This is a genomic window from Pseudomonas fluorescens (genome assembly GCF_000802965.1).
Taxonomy (GTDB): Bacteria; Pseudomonadota; Gammaproteobacteria; order Pseudomonadales; family Pseudomonadaceae; genus Aquipseudomonas; species Aquipseudomonas fluorescens_A.
Genome location: NZ_JSAK01000021.1, coordinates 33,730 through 49,190 on the forward strand (window position 1 = coordinate 33,730; position 15,461 = coordinate 49,190).

Genomic DNA, 15,461 nt, shown 5'->3' on the forward strand with positions numbered 1-15,461 from the left:
ATTACTTCACCACCTTCAAACTTGGCCGACCGCTGGGCCGCGGCGGCTCGCTATCCGGCGGTGGCAGATCGTCATCCGGCTCGATGTCATCCTCTTCTTCGCCCATAGGCGCTTCCAGATCGAACACCATGCCCTGACCGTTCTCCCGAGCGTAGATGCCCAGGATCGATGCGATAGGCACGTACAGCGTGTGTGGCACGCCACCGAAGCGCCCTTCAAAACTGACCGCTTCATTATCCATGTGCAAATGGCGCACGGCTTGCGGCGATACGTTCAGGACAATCTGTCCATCGCTGGCAAAACCCTGCGGCACCTGCACCGAGGGATACTCGGAATTGACCAGCATGTGGGGTGTGCAGTCGTTGTCCACAATCCACTCGTAGAGCGCGCGGACCAGATAAGGTCGACTGGAGTTCATAGCGGCTCCTTAAGCCTTAGCGCATATCGCGTTCGACACCAGACAGACTCGCCTGGAAAGCCTCACGCGCAAACGAGCGCTCCATGTAATCAAGCAGCGGCTTGGCTGGCCGCGGCAGTTCTATACCCAGAATCGGCAATCGCCAGAGTATTGGCAATAGGCAGCAATCCACCAGGCTTTGTTCCTCACTGAGGAAAAATGGCTTGTCAGCAAACAGTGGCGACACGCCCGTCAGGCTTTCACGCAGCTCTTTACGCGCCACCACACGCGCCGCTTCCTTGGTCCGTGAATCCAGGATCAGATCCACCAGACCACACCAGTCACGCTGAATACGATGAATCAGCAGACGGCTGTTGGCACGCGCCACCGGATAAACCGGCAATAGCGGCGGGTGCGGGTAACGCTCATCCAGATACTCCATCACCACCGTTGACTCCCACAACGCCAGGTCACGATCGACCAGGGTGGGCAAGCTGCCATAAGGGTTCACTTCGATCAGTTTAGGCGGCTGACGGCCAGCTTCCACGTAGATGATCTCGGCGCTGACACCCTTCTCTGCCAGTACAATTCGCACTCGGTGGGAATAGTGGTCGGCGGGGTCGGAGTAACAGGCCAACCGATTGGTCACGCCCATGGCGATCCTCCTCGCTTGTAGAAATTATCGGGAGCGGAAAAACGAGCGCGCCCAGAGGACGCCTCCCGTAACGCCTGGATCACCAGGCTCGTTACACCTTCAGAGGCGCCCTTGGGCGCGCGCGATTAACAGCAATTGCTTGAAGCTTTATCAGTGCACATCTTTCCAGTATTCGCGCTTGAGCAAATAAGCGAATACGAAGAAGAACGCCAGGTACAACAATACGTACGTACCGATGCGCTGATGTTGCAGCTTAACCGGGTTAGCCGAGTAAGCCAGGAAGGTTACCAGATTCTTGACCTTCTCATCGAACTGCTCTTCGGTGAGGGTTCCGCTTTTCGGCACGATGGTCAGTTGATCGCACGCTTCATGAGTCAGCGCAGTACCGGTCAACGGATCATATTGCTTCTTGCCGTCTTCGACGATCTGAACCTGTTTGCATCCGACAACCTGACGACCTTGCAGGCCCACCAGGACGTTAGGCATACCCACGTTCGGGAAGACCTTGTTGTTCACACCCCATGGGCGCGACGGATCTTCGTAGAACGACTTCAGGTAACCGTAGAGCCAGTCAGTACCGCGGACGCGAGCCACCAGGGTCAGGTCGGGCGGTGCAGCACCGAACCAGGTCTTGGCGTCAGCCGGCTGCATGCCGATGTTCATGTGGTCGCCGATCTTGGCGCCGGTGAACACCAGCTTCTCCAGCATCAGTTCGTGAGGAATACCCAGGTCATCGGCAACACGCTCGTAACGCTGGAACTTGGCGCTGTGGCAGCCCATGCAATAGTTGGCGAAGGTACGCGCGCCGTCCTGCATGGCAGCTTTATCGGAAACGTCGATGTCGACTTTTTCCAGCTCCGGCCCACCGTGTTCAGCAGCGAAAGCGAACACCGGCAGCGCAGCAAGCATCAATACAGCAAATAGTTTTTTCATCAGCCAGTCACCCTTTCCGGAACCGGTTTGGTCTTCTCGAGCCTGGTGTAGAACGGCATCAGAATGAAGTAGGCGAAGTACAGGAAGGTACATACCTGCGACAGCAGCGTACGGCCCGGAGTCGGAGCCAGAACACCCAACACACCCAGGATCACGAACGAGATGCAGAATACCCAGAGCCAGATCTTGCTCAGCCAGCCTTTGTAGCGCATCGACTTGACCGGGCTACGGTCCAGCCACGGCAGGACGAATAGCACAGCAATGGCCGCACCCATGGCAATAACACCCAGGAGCTTGTCCGGAACCGCGCGCAAAATCGCGTAGAACGGGGTGAAGTACCAGACCGGAGCGATGTGCTCGGGGGTCTTGAAGGCGTTCGCCACTTCAAAGTTCGGCTTCTCGAGGAAGTAACCACCCATCTCCGGGAAGAAGAACACGATCGAGCAGAAGATGAACAGGAACACCACCACGCCGACGATATCTTTCACGGTGTAGTACGGGTGGAAGGCGATGCCGTCCAGCGGAATACCGTTTTCGTCTTTGTGTTTCTTGATGTCCACGCCGTCAGGGTTGTTCGAACCGACTTCGTGCAGCGCCAGGATGTGCAGCACCACCAGACCGAGAATCACGATCGGCAAGGCAACGACGTGCAGGGCGAAGAAGCGGTTCAGGGTGATACCGGAAATCAGGTAGTCACCACGGATCCACTGGGTCAGGTCGTTACCGATGACCGGGATCGCACCGAACAGCGAGATGATCACCTGGGCACCCCAGTAGGACATCTGGCCCCATGGCAGCAGATAGCCCATGAAGGCTTCGGCCATCAACGCCAGGTAGATCAGCATGCCGAAGACCCACACCAGCTCACGCGGCTTCTGGTACGAACCGTAGAGCAGGCCACGGAACATGTGCAGATAGACCACGATGAAGAACGCGGAAGCGCCGGTGGAGTGCAACAGACGCAGGATCGAGCCGTACTCGACGTCGCGCATGATGTATTCGACAGAAGCAAACGCTTCTTCCGCCGACGGGGTGTAGCTCATGGTCAGCCAGACACCGGTGACGATCTGGTTGACCAAAACGAGCAGCGCGAGGGATCCAAAGAAATAGAAGAAGTTGAAGTTCTTCGGGGCGTAATACTTGCTGAGATGGTCTTCCCACATTTTGGTGGCGGGAAAGCGCGCATCAACCCAATCCATGAACTTGCTCATCACGCTTTCTCCGTATCGACGCCAACGACAATGATGTCATCGGTCTCATAGGAATGCGGGGGAACTGGCAGGTTCAAAGGCGCAGGTTGCGACTTGTAGACGCGACCAGCCAGGTCGTAGTGGGAGCCGTGGCAAGGGCAGAAATAGCCACCTACCCAGTCCTTGCCCAGGTCAGCGGGGGCGACTTCAGGACGGAATGTCGGCGAGCAACCGAGGTGCGTGCAGATACCAATCAGCAGCAGAACCTCAGGTTTGATCGAACGGGTTTCCGGATCGACATAGGTTGGTTGAGTCGAGTTCTTGGAGGTCGGGTCAGACAACTGGCCCTCGATCTTCTTCAGATTCCCCAGGATTTCCTGCGTACGGCGGACGATGAATACCGGCTGGCCGCGCCACTCAGCAATCATCTGCTGGCCTGGCTCGATTTTGCTGACATTCACTTTCACCGGTGCACCTGCGGCTTTCGCCTTGGCACTGGGAAACCATGACCCCACGAACGGGACCGCAGCCCCCACCGCTCCTGCAGCACCCACCACGGATGTGGCTGCTACCAAGAAGCGACGCCGGCCTGCATTCACGCCGTCATTGCTCATTCAGTCCTCTCCCATCAGCTTTGTGGCCTGTTAAATCAGGCATCTACTAAGTAAATCTATGTACTTATAAAAATTTTGCCGAATGGTAATGAAAAGCCCCAATTCTGACAAGGTAATTACCCCGAGGCGCCACTCCCAAGCCTTGCAGTATAGGGGCTCTGCGCGTGTGGCAAGTTGTCACAGCGCAATTCTTTGATAAATCGCACGCATAAAAAAACGCCCAGCTCCGTGAGGAAACTGGGCGTTCTTTTTTTGAACGTGGAAACGAATTAACGCTTCGAGTACTGCGGACGCTTACGCGCTTTACGCAGACCAACTTTCTTACGTTCAACTTCACGTGCATCGCGGGTTACGAAGCCGGCTTTACGCAGAGCGCTGCGCAGAGTCTCGTCGTAGTCCATCAGAGCGCGAGTGATGCCGTGGCGGATTGCGCCAGCTTGACCACTTACACCACCGCCGATCACGGTGACGTAGATGTCGAACTTCTCGACAGTCTCAGTCAATTCCAGCGGCTGACGAACTACCATGCGGGCAGTTTCGCGGCCGAAGAAATTATCCAGCGAACGGTTGTTGATGGAGATGTTACCAGTACCCGGACGCAGGAAAACGCGTGCGGTTGCGGTCTTGCGACGGCCAGTGCCGTAATTTTGAGTCGCCGACATAATGTACTATTCCGTTAAAACTTCAGTTCTTGGGGCTGCTGAGCAGTATGTGGGTGTGCAGCGCCCGCATAGACTTTCAGCTTACGGTACATGTCGCGACCCAGTGGGTTTTTAGGCAGCATGCCTTTAACCGCGGTCTCGATCACGCGCTCAGGGGCCTTGGCGATCAGCTTTTCAAAGTTGATCGACTTGATGCCGCCCGGGAAACCGGAGTGGGAGTAGTACATTTTGTCAGTGGTTTTAGCACCGGTAACACGGATCTGCTCGGCGTTGATTACGACGATGTAGTCGCCGGTGTCAACGTGAGGAGTGTACTCAGGCTTGTGCTTGCCACGCAGACGGCTCGCGATTTCGGTGGCCAGACGACCCAGGGTCTGACCAGCAGCGTCGACGACAAACCAGTCGCGCTTTACTGTTTCTGGTTTAGCAGTAAAAGTTTTCATTCTTTATAGCCTCAGGGGCCGCCCTGTAAATTAGACGGCGGATCTTACTGAATAGTGCGTACTTTGACAAGTCAAAGGCAGCCGGATACAGACGCTTTCGGGGGCTCGGGTCGGCGCGTCCGTTCAACGGCAAGATTCTTCGGCGGCGGCGCATCACTTCCACTGCAGAAAGAGGTGCGCAATTATGCAGATTGCGAAAAATAATTCAACCTGCTTTTATGATTGTTTTGCCCAAGGAGCACCCGATGGACTATCGCCAGCTAGGCCGGACCAACCTCAACGTGAGTGCCATCTGCCTCGGAACCATGACCTGGGGTGAGCAAAACACGGAGGCTGAAGCCTTCGCCCAGATCGAACGGGCCAAGGAAGCCGGGATCAATTTCATCGACACCGCCGAAATGTATCCGGTGCCGCCCAAGGCCGAAACCTACGCCACCACCGAACGCTACATCGGCAATTACTTCAAGAGCCGTGGTGATCGTGCCGACTGGATCCTGGCCAGCAAGATCGCCGGACCCGGCAACACCATCGACTACATCCGCGACAAGAACCTTCGGCACAATCGACAGCACATCACCGAAGCGGTGGACGCCAGCCTCAAGCGCTTGCAGACCGATTACATCGACCTGTACCAGTTGCACTGGCCGGAGCGCAGCACCAATTTTTTCGGCCAGTTGGGCTACAAGCACAAGATCGAATCCAACCTGACGCCGCTGGAAGACACTCTCGAAGCGCTCGACGAACAGGTCAAAGCCGGCAAGATCCGCCACATCGGCCTGTCCAACGAAACCCCGTGGGGCACCATGCGTTTCCTCGCCCTGGCCGAAGCCCGTGGCTGGCCGCGCGCGGTGTCGATCCAGAACCCGTACAACCTGCTCAACCGCAGTTTCGAAGTCGGCCTGGCGGAAATCGCCATTCGCGAACAATGCGGCCTGCTCGCTTATTCGCCGCTGGCGTTCGGTTTCCTGTCGGGCAAGTACGAAGGTGGCGCCCGTCCGCCGAAGGGGCGCCTGAGCCTCTACAGCCGCTTCAGCCGCTATTTCAACCCGCAGTCGGAAGCTGCCTGCAGCCGCTATGTGGCATTGGCCCGCGAGCACGGCCTGGACCCGGCGCAGATGGCACTGGCCTTCGTGACGCAGCAGCCGTTCGTGACCAGCAACATCATTGGTGCAACTACGCTTGAGCAGCTGGACAGCAACATCGCCAGTTTCGACTTGAAGCTGTCGGAGGAAGTGTTGGAAGGGATTGAGGCGATCCACAAGGATCATCCGAATCCTGCGCCGTAAGCCGTACCTGTAGGAGCCGGCTTGCTGGCGATCAAGCCGACGCGGTGCCCATTCGGACCGCGCCGCCCCAATCGCCAGCAAGCTACCTTCTACAGAGACCTGGCAATAATCTCCTTCATGATTTCATTGGTCCCCGCATAAATCCGCTGCACTCGCGCATCCGCCCATGCCCGGGCAATCGGGTATTCCCACATGAAACCGTAGCCGCCATGCAACTGCACGCACTCGTCGAGCACCTTGCATTGCAGGTCGGTGCCCCAGTATTTGGCCATCGCCGCCGTCGGCACGTCGAGCTTGCCTTGCAGGTGCAGTTCCAGACAGCGGTCGACAAACACCCGGCCGATCTGAATTTCCGTTGCCATCTCCGCCAGTTTGAATCGAGTGTTCTGGAAGTCCGCAATCGCTTTGCCAAACGCTTTGCGCTCACGGGTGTAATCCAGCGTCCATTGCAGCGCAGCTTCAGCTGAGGCCAACCCGCCAATGGCCACGGTGAGGCGCTCCTGGGGCAATTCCTGCATCAGATAGGCGAAGCCCATGCCTGCCTGCCCCAGCAGGTTTTCCTTGGGCACGCGGACGTCCTGAAAGAACAACTCCGACGTGTCCTGGGCTTTCATGCCGACTTTTTCCAGACGCTTGCCCTTGTCGAAGCCCGGCGTGTCGGCTTCCACCAGAAACAGACTGGTGCCCTTCGCACCCGCCTTCGGATCGGTCTTGGCAACGACAATCATCAGATCGGCGAGGAAGCCGTTGGTGATAAAGGTTTTCGAGCCGTTGATCACGTACTCGTCGCCATCCAGCACCGCCGTGGTCTTCACCCCTTGCAGGTCGGAACCGGCGCCCGGCTCGGTCATGGCGATAGCGGTGACCATCTCCCCGGAGACCAGTTTCGGCAGGTACTTGTGCTTCAGGGCTTCACTGCCGTAATGCAGGATGTACGGCGCCACGATGTCCGAATGCAGGGAGAAACCGATCCCGGTCAGCCCCAGGCGCCCCACCTCTTCGATCACCACCGCGCTGTAAAGAAAGTCCGCCCCCAACCCGCCGTACTCTTCCGGCAAGTGCGAACACAACATCCCCGCCTCCCCTGCCTTGTTCCACAGTTGACGGTCGATGTAGCCCTGTTTTTCCCATTGCGCATGAAACGGCACCGCCTCTTTTTCGAGGAACGTTCGCACGCTGTCGCGAAAAAGTTCGTGCTCGGAACTGAACAAGGTTCTGGGAATCATGCGGCACCTGTCGTTATTTTTAGAAGAAGTGGACCTTCAGAGACTAAGCCCCGCGTCCGATACAGGACACTGGACACATCCGACAAAAAATAAGACGATCCAGCCGTCTGGTGACCACTTTCCCCTATAAGAATAAAGTTGAATTATGTCTAACCAAGCCTCCACGCCCCTGCGGCGCGTCTGCATCCTGGCCTTCGACCGGGTATTCGCTTCCACCCTCATGCAAGCCAAGGATTTCTTCCATCTCGCCAGCCTGCGCTACGGCAAACAACTGGGTCACGGCCTGACTCCGGCGTTCGAAACACGGCTTGTCAGTCCCGACGGCAAACCCGTGAACACCTTCAGCGATGTCGTTATCCCCGTGGACGGCGGACTGGAGAATGCGGACATCATCGTCATCCCCGCGTTCTGGGACGACTTTGAAACCCTGTGCCAACGTTATCCACAAGTCCTGCCTTGGCTGCGCCAGCAACATGCGCGCGGCGCGGTGCTGTGCGGCGAGGCCACTGGCGTGTTCTGGCTGGCCGAGGCAGGGTTGCTCGACGGCAAGGAAGCGACTACGTACTGGCGCTTCTTCAACGCCTTCGCCGAACGCTTCCCACGGGTTCAGCTCAATCAGGACAAACACCTGACCGACGCCGACAACCTGTATTGCGCCGGCGGCACCACCTCGGCATGCGATCTGTACGTCTACCTGATCGAACGTTTCTGCGGTGCCAATGTGTCCCAGGCCGTAGCGCGGGACATTCTTTACGAAGTGCAGCGCAGCTATTCGCCGGGACGAATCGGCTTCGGCGGGCAGAAGCTGCACCAGGACGTGATCATCCTGCAGATCCAGCATTGGCTCGAAGAGCACTTCGCCGACAAGTTCCGCTTCGAAGACGTCGCCCGCGAACACGGCATGAGCATCCGCAACTTCATGCGGCGATTCCAGACCGCCACCGGCGACAAGCCGCTGCACTACCTGCAACGCCTGCGTATCGAAACCGCGAAGGGCCTGTTGTCCGGCAGCCGCAAGAGCATCAAGACCATCAGCTATGAAGTCGGCTACGACGATGCCAGCTTCTTTGCGCGGCTGTTCCGCCAGCACACGGAACTGTCGCCGAACCAGTATCGGCAGCAGTTCCAGCAAGCGGCATAAACACATAGCCCGCCTCCTGTAGGAGCGAGCCTGCTCGCGATAGCGATTTATCAGAAATATTAGTGTCGACTGACACACCGCTATCGCGAGCAGGCTGAACTCCTACAGGGGCCTCGGTATTGCTCACTTTCCTACGCAAAAAACCGAATGCGGAGGCCTGAAGAAGCCGATTTGGCTCATGTACGCCAACCCGCAAAATCTCCAACATTTCTCCCTGCAAACACCATCAGTGCTGACAGGGAAGATCAACAGTGACCATCGGATCAAGCTACAACTACCCCGCATACGTGACCAGGGACGGCGCGCGCATCAAGCGTTCGACCACCAACAAATGGGCTGCCCGTTTCCCCAACCCTCCAGACTTGTGCTTCGACTATCGAGCACTGGTCGAGCAGGAAAACGGCATCGCCAGGGCAACGGACCCAAGCCATAGGATCTGCATCATTGGCGCCGGTGTAACCGGCCTGACCGCCGCCAGGGAACTGTATCGCTGCGGTTTCACCCATATCACCCTCATCGAACAATCGACGCGCATTGGCGGCAGGCACCTGACCGTTCCTGGCAGCCCACACTCCACGCAAAGCCATACTCCGTTCGAGATGGGCGCCATGCGCATGCCGTTCTTCAACCGTGCGGACGAGCCACCGACCGAAGGCCGGTCGCTGATGGCTTACTACGCCAAAACATTCGACCTGGCGTTCTCAGACTTTGCCAACCCCGGAAGCCAGTGGGTCCACTCGACCGGCATTTATCTTCGGGAGGGCAGCATGGGCGGCGGAGCGACGCCGCAGATGTTGATCTGGAAGAACGCCGATGGATCTACCCCGCCTCCCGGCAAAGAATTGCAAAGGGTCTACGCCAAATGGAAGGCTTTTGCCGATCGCATGACCCGGCACGTGGCCGAGCTTTACGCCAGTCAGGAATGGGAAGCCATGTGGGCCGCCATCGTCAAAAAATACGAGAGCGTTTCGTTCCGCGACCTGGTCAGCATGCCGGCCCTGGAGGCCTGGGATAAGCATTCACCCGGCGACTTTGGCGGCATGGGTATGTCCGCAGAAGAGTCAGCGATTTTCTATGCGATCGGCATTGGTGACGGCAGTTGGGGAGCCTTTTACGACGTCTGCTGCCTCTATCCGTTGCGCACGGCCATTTTTGGCTTCAGCAGCCAGTTGCAACTGATACACGGCCGGGTCGACACCAACGGTGATCCCCTGACCTCACCGCACCTGCACAGCGAAGCGGTTTTTGATTCGACAGGGAGGAGTTTCGACAAGCCCCGCTACATCGGACTCGCCGCGCTGGATGAATGTTTGCTATTCATGAATCTCGACGAAACCGGAAAGTCCGTCTACGACCATAGCCGCGAACGAAGCAACGGATTGCTCACCGACTCATCCGTCACCAAACTAAAGAAACTGAGCAACCAGAAAACACGCGTCTACTTCAACTGGAAACACAGCCAACCCGAGCAAACCCAGGAACACTTCGATGACTTTGATTCGGTCATAGTGACGCTTCCCTCCTGGCTGATCGAAACACGAATCACGCTGGAAAACTTCACCCAGGAAATGCTGCCGTTCGAGACCATCAATGCCTATAAAACCGCTCACTGGGAGACCAGCTGCAAAGTCTATGCACCGCTGAAAAAATCATTTCTGTCTAAGAACACCAACATCCCGCAAGCCATCGTCACCGACAGTTTCATTCACGACGTCTACACCTACCGCTACAACGAAAACTACAGCTATGACTGCATCCTCCTGAGTTACACCTGGGAGGACGACGCCACCAAACTCGCCTCATTCAGTGACAAGGAACTCGTGAGCAAATGCGCCAAAGAGCTGGATCGCATCCTCATGAACGCCGCCAATATCCGGGAGAAAATCTCGCCTTACATCGGCATTGATCAAGCTGTGGTCCAGCGCTGGATCACCGATAAAAATGCGCTGGGCTGCGCAAAGCTGTATCGCCCCGGCACCTACTTCGACGCAGTCAGCCTGATGAAGTACAACCGGGACTTCGCGCATGTTTCAGGCCTGTATTTTTCCGGCGAATCATTTTCAGTCGACGCCGGATGGACCGAGCCGTGCTTTCGCGGCGCCGTCGATGCGGTCATTCACATTTGCAACAAAACCGCTGCGACGTTCAACGGCGGGTTTTCCATGAGTGACTACCCGCACTACCAGCTCAAAGCCTGACCCATCACCTGTCCAGAGCCATGCACGACGTGCATTGGCTCTACCTGCGCGCCTCTTCTAGGCGACCCCTTCAAAGCGCCCGCCGATGCATCTTCGGATAAGGACTACAGCCTTACCGGAAGCTGCTGACTTACGCGCAACACCCGATTCAACTCTTATAAACAGGCAGTTCAACAGCGTGAATAACAATAAAAAAGAGGTTATCGGGAATGAGTGAGCCAACAAGCCCTGTTCGTGTAGCAGTCGTGCAATTCGATCCACAAGTCGGCGTTGAAAAACGTGAAGGCAACCTGCGTCGCAGCTTGGAATTGGCGCTGGAAGCCGTAAACGGCGGCGCTAATCTCATCGTGCTCCCCGAGCTCTCCAGCACCGGGTATTTCTTCAGCAATCGGCAGAATGCCTTTGACCATTCGGAGGCCGTCCCCGGCGGGCCGAGCGTAAAGGCCTGGATGGATTTCGCCCGCGAGCACAGTGTCTACCTCGTGGCCGGTCTGACTGAGCGCGATGGCATGCAGCTCTTCAACACCGGCGTTCTGGTCGGGCCGGACGGGTTTATCGGCAAGTACCGCAAAGCCCATTTGTGGAACCTGGAAAAGCTCTGGTTCACCCCGGGCAACGTCGGTTTTCCGGTTTTTGACACGCCCATCGGCCGTATCGGTTTGTTGATCTGCTGGGACATCTGGTTTCCGGAAGTGCCACGGATCCTCAGCCAGCAGGGCGCCGACATCATTTGCAGCCTGAACAACTGGGTCTGGACACCGCCGCCGCTGTTCGACGATGCCGGCAAGTGCATGGCGTCGTATCTGACGATGACCGCCGCCCACGTCAACAACGTGTTTATCGCGGCGGCGAGCAGGATTGGTGAGGAGCGCGGCGCTCGGTATCTGGGTTGCTCGCTGATCGCCGGGACCAACGGCTGGCCGATTGGCGAAGTGGCCTCGGCAGATCAGCAGGAAATCCTGTTTGCCGATATCGACCTGACCAGCTCCCGCAGCGCCCCGATCTGGAACAACCTGAACGATCTGCATCGCGATCGCCGGGCCGATCTCTACGATCAAATGCTCGGTTACACCCAACACCCATGTCTCCCACGTTGAAACAGGAGACATACAACATGGACATCACCTCCGAGAAAAACCGGCTCGCGCACCGTTCGCCCGTTGATACGGCGATCATCCTGCTGATGATTGGCACGGTTCTGCTGATTGTCTGGCTGTCTTTCAGCAACCGTTCTTTCTGGTCGGCCCACTGGCCAGGCTACAGCGACATGGTCTCAGCATTTCCCGAGCCGAGCGCCTGGTTACGCTGGGTACTGGGCGACATCAGCGAAGTTGCTTTCTACAAACACGAGTTCGCCTCTATCGGGTTGTTGGCGGGCGCCTATCTGGCCTACTGGGCGAACCGCACGGGAAAACCCTGGCAAGGTTTTGCCATTTGCTACGGGACCGGTTTGTGGCCATGGCTGATCACCAGCTCACTGCTGGGCCTGCTGCTGAGCAATCTGCTGTGGGGCTGGACGATGACGGCCAACAGTTGGCAACCGACCTTTGTCGCGTTTGTTTCACTGCCAGCGGCGATGGTGCTGATGTTTGGCGGTGGCTGGAAGGTCACGATCAACGGCGCAATCATGGGTGCCGTTCTCGTCACGCCGATGTGTTTGCTGATCGTCAACTACGTGTGCAACCCGCTGGGTTTGCCCGTGGTGATCGGCAATGTCACGGGCATGGCGGTCGCCAGCGTGTTTGCCTTTCTGCTCTGTCGTTACCTGCCGAGCCTGGTGAAGTCCGTGCATTCAGACCTTGCCGAGAAGCCTTCCGACCCGGCCCCCACGATCACCCGGACGCCAGACTACGGCGTGTTCTGGACCCTGCGCCGGATCCTCGCCGACTTTTCCGAGGCGCCGTTCTTCGGCAATGAGCTGGCCAGCCTCGGATTGATATTGGGTGCATTACTGGCTTACACCTTGAACCCCATGAGCCCGGTTTACGGCTCGGGCCTGCTGCCCCAACTGATCGGCGCCCAGGCGCTGACCTCGGCCATCGGCATCATGATCTGGCGTCGACAGTGGATGTTGCGTGGCTGGTATCCCACCTACATTCCACTGGTGTCAGTAGTACCGGCGGCGCTGTTGACCCATGGCGGCAGCTGGCAGGTCATCGCTTCAAGCGCACTGCTGGGAGCGTTGATCGCCCCGCCCCTGGCGTGTGCGATTGCCAAGCGACTGCCGGCCGACATGCATGCCTACATCGGTAATGTCCTGTCGATGGCCATCAGCACGTTGCTGATCATTCCACTGATCGGATGGCTGATCGCCAACTGACGCACCCTGCCCTTCGGCTGTATCGCAGCCTCATCAGCGGATACAGCCCTTTTTCATCACAAACATGCGAGGTATCAAATGGACCTGCCCAAACTGGCGATCGCGGCGCTCGGCGGTACGGTGAGCATGCAAGCCAGGAATGCCGGTGAAGGCGTAATTCCCACCGTCAGCGGCGAAACCCTGCTGGCCGCCGTACCAGAATTGTCGGCGCTGGCCCGGGTCACCGTCGAAACACTCGGCCTGCTGCCTAGCGCTTCATTGAGTTTCGAGATACTGCTCAGCGTCCTGTCCTGGGCGAAATACCAGGTTGAGCAAGGCGCTCGTGGCGTTGTCATCACCCAAGGCACCGACACCCTCGAAGAAACAGCGGCGTTTTTCGATTATCTGTGGGACTGCGACGAACCCTTGGTTCTAACCGGCGCCATGCGTTCAGCCAAACAGGCAGGCGCCGATGGACCAGCGAATCTGCTGGATGCTTGCCGTGTCGCCCTGGCTGATTGCAGTCGACAACGCGGTGTTCAGGTCGTGATGAACGGGCAAATTCATCAGGCTAGCCACGTTCGCAAAACCGATTCCCTGGCGTTGCAGGCGTTCTCTTCGCCCGTTTTCGGCCCCGCCGGCCTGCTCGTGGAAGACGTCGCGCGCTATTTTCGGCAGCCCGCCGAGCGCATCTGTTTACCCTTGCCGCAATACGCCATTCAGAAAGTCGCGCTGCTGGAGGCGTCGCTGTCCGCCGATACGCTGATATTGGAAAACATCCCCGAACTGGGTTACGACGGACTGGTAATCGCCGGCTTCGGTGCCGGGCACGTCTCGCACAAATGGGCCGAAGTGATCGAGCACATCGCCGAAAAAATCCCCGTGATCATTGCGTCCCGCACCGGCTCCGGCTCTACCGCGCAATCCACCTATGGTTTTGTGGGCAGTGAGATGGACCTGAGTCGCAAGGGTGCACAAATGGCGGGATTTCTGTGCCCGCGCAAAGCAAGAGTGCTGCTTTGGTTGCTGCTTGGCTGTCAGCGGCAGCATGAGGTGGCACGCTTTCTCAGCCATTCTCTGTAGGAGCAGGCTTGCCAGCGATGGCGGTGTGACTGACACACCGCGTCGTTGAAATCGCCAGCAAGCCGGCTCCTACAGTTGCGGTCGAGTTAGCAGCAAGGGGGACAAGGCATAAAAAAGGCCTGCAATCGCAGGCCTTTTCATTTTCCGAATTATCCTACGGCTTATGCGCCCGGGACAGGAATTCGTGGGACTGCATTTCCAGCAGACGGCTCAGGGTACGCTGGAACTCGAAGTTCAAGCGGCCACCGGTGTAGAGGTCCTTGAGCTCGACTTCAGCAGAAATGATCAGCTTCACGTTACGGTCGTAGAACTCGTCGACCATGTTGATGAAGCGACGGGCGATGTCGTCAGTGGTGACGCTCATCTGCTCGACGCCGCTGAGCAACACGGCGTGGAAAATCTTGCCGAGTTCGATGTAATCGTTCTGGCTGCGCGGGCCATCGCACAGTTCGCGGAAGTCGAACCAGGCCACGTCATCGCAGGTGCGCACGGCGCGGATTTCGCGGTTTTCGATCATCAGCACGTCGTTTTCGACCGCAGCGGTGCATTCCGGCGTCAGTGCGCGGAAGCTCTTGCGCAGGCTTTCGTGGGAAGCTTCATCGAGCGGAAAGTGGAACAGTTCCGCTTGTTCGAGGTGACGCAGACGATAATCGACGCCGCTGTCGACGTTGACGATCTCGGTGTTCTGCTTGATCAGCGCAATGGCCGGCAGGAAGCGCGCACGTTGCAGGCCGTCCTTGTACAAGCCGTCCGGCACGATGTTCGAGGTCGCGACCAGGGTCACGCCGTTCTTGAACAGCTCTTCCATCAGCGTGCCCAGGATCATCGCGTCGGTGATGTCGGAAACGAAGAATTCATCAAAGCAGATCACCCGGGCTTCGGTGGCGAAACGCTTGGCGATGATGGTCAGCGGGTTTTTCTCGCCGCCCAGGGTCTTCATCTCTTCGTGCACGCGCTTCATGAAGCGGTGGAAGTGAGTACGGGACTTTTCCTTGAACGGCAGCGCCTCAAAGAAAGTGTCGACCAGGTAAGTCTTGCCGCGACCTACGCCGCCCCAGAAGTACAGGCCCTTGACCGGGGTCTGATCCTTCTTGCCAAACAGTTTGCCCAGCAGGCCCGGTTTGTTCTGCTCGGCCGCGACCAGGTCGTCGTACAGGCGCTGCAAATGACGCACAGCCGTTTCCTGCGCAGCGTCATGGAAGAATTCCGGGCGTTTCAGATCAGCTTGATATCGTTCTAGGGGCGTCATAATTCGTTAGCAAGGCAACAAAAACGGGCCGTCACTGTAGCGATGGCCCGTGGGAATGGCAATCAGCCCTTGGTCGGGCCGAGCC

15 protein-coding genes are annotated in these 15,461 nt (G+C 57.7%); 6 read left to right on the forward strand and 9 right to left on the reverse strand.

Annotated features, from left to right (window positions below; genetic code table 11):
- Nucleotide 1: 1 nt before the first annotated feature.
- The 7 genes from NL64_RS18600 to rplM all read right to left on the reverse strand — a co-directional run bounded on the left by NL64_RS18600 (nucleotide 2) and on the right by rplM (nucleotide 4,894).
- The gene (locus NL64_RS18600) at nucleotides 2–418 is read right to left on the reverse strand and encodes a ClpXP protease specificity-enhancing factor (RefSeq protein WP_034149534.1); all 417 of its coding nucleotides are present in this window, start codon (nucleotides 416–418) and stop codon (nucleotides 2–4) included.
- Between the two features lie 16 nt (nucleotides 419–434).
- The gene (locus NL64_RS18605) at nucleotides 435–1,052 is read right to left on the reverse strand and encodes a glutathione S-transferase N-terminal domain-containing protein (RefSeq protein WP_007905304.1); all 618 of its coding nucleotides are present in this window, start codon (nucleotides 1,050–1,052) and stop codon (nucleotides 435–437) included.
- Nucleotides 1,053–1,202: 150 nt separating this feature from the next.
- Nucleotides 1,203–1,985: a cytochrome c1 gene (locus tag NL64_RS18610; RefSeq protein ID WP_034149535.1), complete on the reverse strand. Its 783-nt coding sequence runs from the start codon at nucleotides 1,983–1,985 to the stop codon at nucleotides 1,203–1,205.
- Nucleotides 1,985–3,196 (reverse strand): cytochrome b, encoded by a 1,212-nt coding sequence (locus NL64_RS18615; RefSeq protein ID WP_034149536.1) that lies wholly within the window; start codon nucleotides 3,194–3,196, stop codon nucleotides 1,985–1,987. Before NL64_RS18615 ends, NL64_RS18610 begins: the two co-directional genes overlap by 1 nt.
- Nucleotides 3,196–3,789 carry a ubiquinol-cytochrome c reductase iron-sulfur subunit gene (gene petA / locus NL64_RS18620; protein ID WP_034149537.1) on the reverse strand — a complete coding sequence of 198 codons (594 nt, stop codon included), beginning with the start codon at nucleotides 3,787–3,789 and terminating at the stop codon, nucleotides 3,196–3,198. The genes NL64_RS18615 and petA overlap by 1 nt, the downstream gene beginning before the upstream one ends.
- Nucleotides 3,790–4,058: 269 nt before the next feature.
- Complete coding sequence (gene rpsI / locus NL64_RS18625; RefSeq protein ID WP_003228056.1) at nucleotides 4,059–4,451, reverse strand: 30S ribosomal protein S9; 393 nt, start codon at nucleotides 4,449–4,451, stop codon at nucleotides 4,059–4,061.
- Nucleotides 4,452–4,465: 14 nt separating this feature from the next.
- Nucleotides 4,466–4,894, reverse strand: a complete 429-nt coding sequence (rplM, locus tag NL64_RS18630; RefSeq protein ID WP_007917032.1) for a 50S ribosomal protein L13 — start codon at nucleotides 4,892–4,894, stop codon at nucleotides 4,466–4,468.
- A 245-nt stretch (nucleotides 4,895–5,139) separates the two neighbouring features.
- Between rplM and NL64_RS18635 the strand changes: the two genes are divergently transcribed.
- A complete protein-coding gene (locus tag NL64_RS18635; RefSeq protein WP_034149538.1) occupies nucleotides 5,140–6,180 on the forward strand; it encodes an NADP(H)-dependent aldo-keto reductase in 1,041 nt (346 codons plus the stop codon).
- 89 nt (nucleotides 6,181–6,269) lie between these two features.
- On the opposite strand, the gene NL64_RS18640 is transcribed toward NL64_RS18635, so the two are convergent.
- Nucleotides 6,270–7,406, reverse strand: coding sequence for an acyl-CoA dehydrogenase family protein (locus tag NL64_RS18640; RefSeq protein ID WP_034149539.1), 1,137 nt, complete (start codon nucleotides 7,404–7,406; stop codon nucleotides 6,270–6,272).
- A gap of 220 nt (nucleotides 7,407–7,626) precedes the next feature.
- Here NL64_RS18640 and NL64_RS18645 point away from each other — a divergent pair, with 220 nt between their 5' ends.
- From NL64_RS18645 to NL64_RS18665, 5 genes are all read left to right on the forward strand, one after another.
- Nucleotides 7,627–8,547 carry a GlxA family transcriptional regulator gene (locus NL64_RS18645; protein WP_172668690.1) on the forward strand — a complete coding sequence of 307 codons (921 nt, stop codon included), beginning with the start codon at nucleotides 7,627–7,629 and terminating at the stop codon, nucleotides 8,545–8,547.
- 251 nt (nucleotides 8,548–8,798) lie between these two features.
- Complete coding sequence (locus tag NL64_RS18650) at nucleotides 8,799–10,745, forward strand: flavin monoamine oxidase family protein (protein WP_034149541.1); 1,947 nt, start codon at nucleotides 8,799–8,801, stop codon at nucleotides 10,743–10,745.
- A 209-nt stretch (nucleotides 10,746–10,954) separates the two neighbouring features.
- Nucleotides 10,955–11,842, forward strand: coding sequence for a nitrilase family protein (locus tag NL64_RS18655; RefSeq protein ID WP_034149542.1), 888 nt, complete (start codon nucleotides 10,955–10,957; stop codon nucleotides 11,840–11,842).
- A 17-nt stretch (nucleotides 11,843–11,859) separates the two neighbouring features.
- Nucleotides 11,860–13,065 (forward strand): membrane protein, encoded by a 1,206-nt coding sequence (locus NL64_RS18660; protein WP_034149543.1) that lies wholly within the window; start codon nucleotides 11,860–11,862, stop codon nucleotides 13,063–13,065.
- 78 nt (nucleotides 13,066–13,143) lie between these two features.
- Nucleotides 13,144–14,127 (forward strand): asparaginase, encoded by a 984-nt coding sequence (locus NL64_RS18665; protein WP_034149544.1) that lies wholly within the window; start codon nucleotides 13,144–13,146, stop codon nucleotides 14,125–14,127.
- A 154-nt stretch (nucleotides 14,128–14,281) separates the two neighbouring features.
- On the opposite strand, the gene zapE is transcribed toward NL64_RS18665, so the two are convergent.
- Complete coding sequence (gene zapE, locus NL64_RS18670) at nucleotides 14,282–15,376, reverse strand: cell division protein ZapE (RefSeq protein ID WP_034149545.1); 1,095 nt, start codon at nucleotides 15,374–15,376, stop codon at nucleotides 14,282–14,284.
- Nucleotides 15,377–15,461: the final 85 nt, after the last annotated feature.

What these genes read in the sequence shown, in the direction of transcription:
- NL64_RS18600 (WP_034149534.1), bottom strand. Translation starts at nt 418, where the DNA reads ATGAACTCCAGTCGACCTTATCTGGTCCGCGCGCTCTACGAGTGGATT.
- NL64_RS18605 (WP_007905304.1), bottom strand. Translation starts at nt 1,052, where the DNA reads ATGGGCGTGACCAATCGGTTGGCCTGTTACTCCGACCCCGCCGACCAC.
- NL64_RS18610 (WP_034149535.1), bottom strand. Translation starts at nt 1,985, where the DNA reads ATGAAAAAACTATTTGCTGTATTGATGCTTGCTGCGCTGCCGGTGTTC.
- NL64_RS18615 (WP_034149536.1), bottom strand. Translation starts at nt 3,196, where the DNA reads ATGAGCAAGTTCATGGATTGGGTTGATGCGCGCTTTCCCGCCACCAAA.
- petA (WP_034149537.1), bottom strand. Translation starts at nt 3,789, where the DNA reads ATGAGCAATGACGGCGTGAATGCAGGCCGGCGTCGCTTCTTGGTAGCA.
- rpsI (WP_003228056.1), bottom strand. Translation starts at nt 4,451, where the DNA reads ATGTCGGCGACTCAAAATTACGGCACTGGCCGTCGCAAGACCGCAACC.
- rplM (WP_007917032.1), bottom strand. Translation starts at nt 4,894, where the DNA reads ATGAAAACTTTTACTGCTAAACCAGAAACAGTAAAGCGCGACTGGTTT.
- NL64_RS18635 (WP_034149538.1), top strand. Translation starts at nt 5,140, where the DNA reads ATGGACTATCGCCAGCTAGGCCGGACCAACCTCAACGTGAGTGCCATC.
- NL64_RS18640 (WP_034149539.1), bottom strand. Translation starts at nt 7,406, where the DNA reads ATGATTCCCAGAACCTTGTTCAGTTCCGAGCACGAACTTTTTCGCGAC.
- NL64_RS18645 (WP_172668690.1), top strand. Translation starts at nt 7,627, where the DNA reads ATGCAAGCCAAGGATTTCTTCCATCTCGCCAGCCTGCGCTACGGCAAA.
- NL64_RS18655 (WP_034149542.1), top strand. Translation starts at nt 10,955, where the DNA reads ATGAGTGAGCCAACAAGCCCTGTTCGTGTAGCAGTCGTGCAATTCGAT.
- NL64_RS18660 (WP_034149543.1), top strand. Translation starts at nt 11,860, where the DNA reads ATGGACATCACCTCCGAGAAAAACCGGCTCGCGCACCGTTCGCCCGTT.
- NL64_RS18665 (WP_034149544.1), top strand. Translation starts at nt 13,144, where the DNA reads ATGGACCTGCCCAAACTGGCGATCGCGGCGCTCGGCGGTACGGTGAGC.
- zapE (WP_034149545.1), bottom strand. Translation starts at nt 15,376, where the DNA reads ATGACGCCCCTAGAACGATATCAAGCTGATCTGAAACGCCCGGAATTC.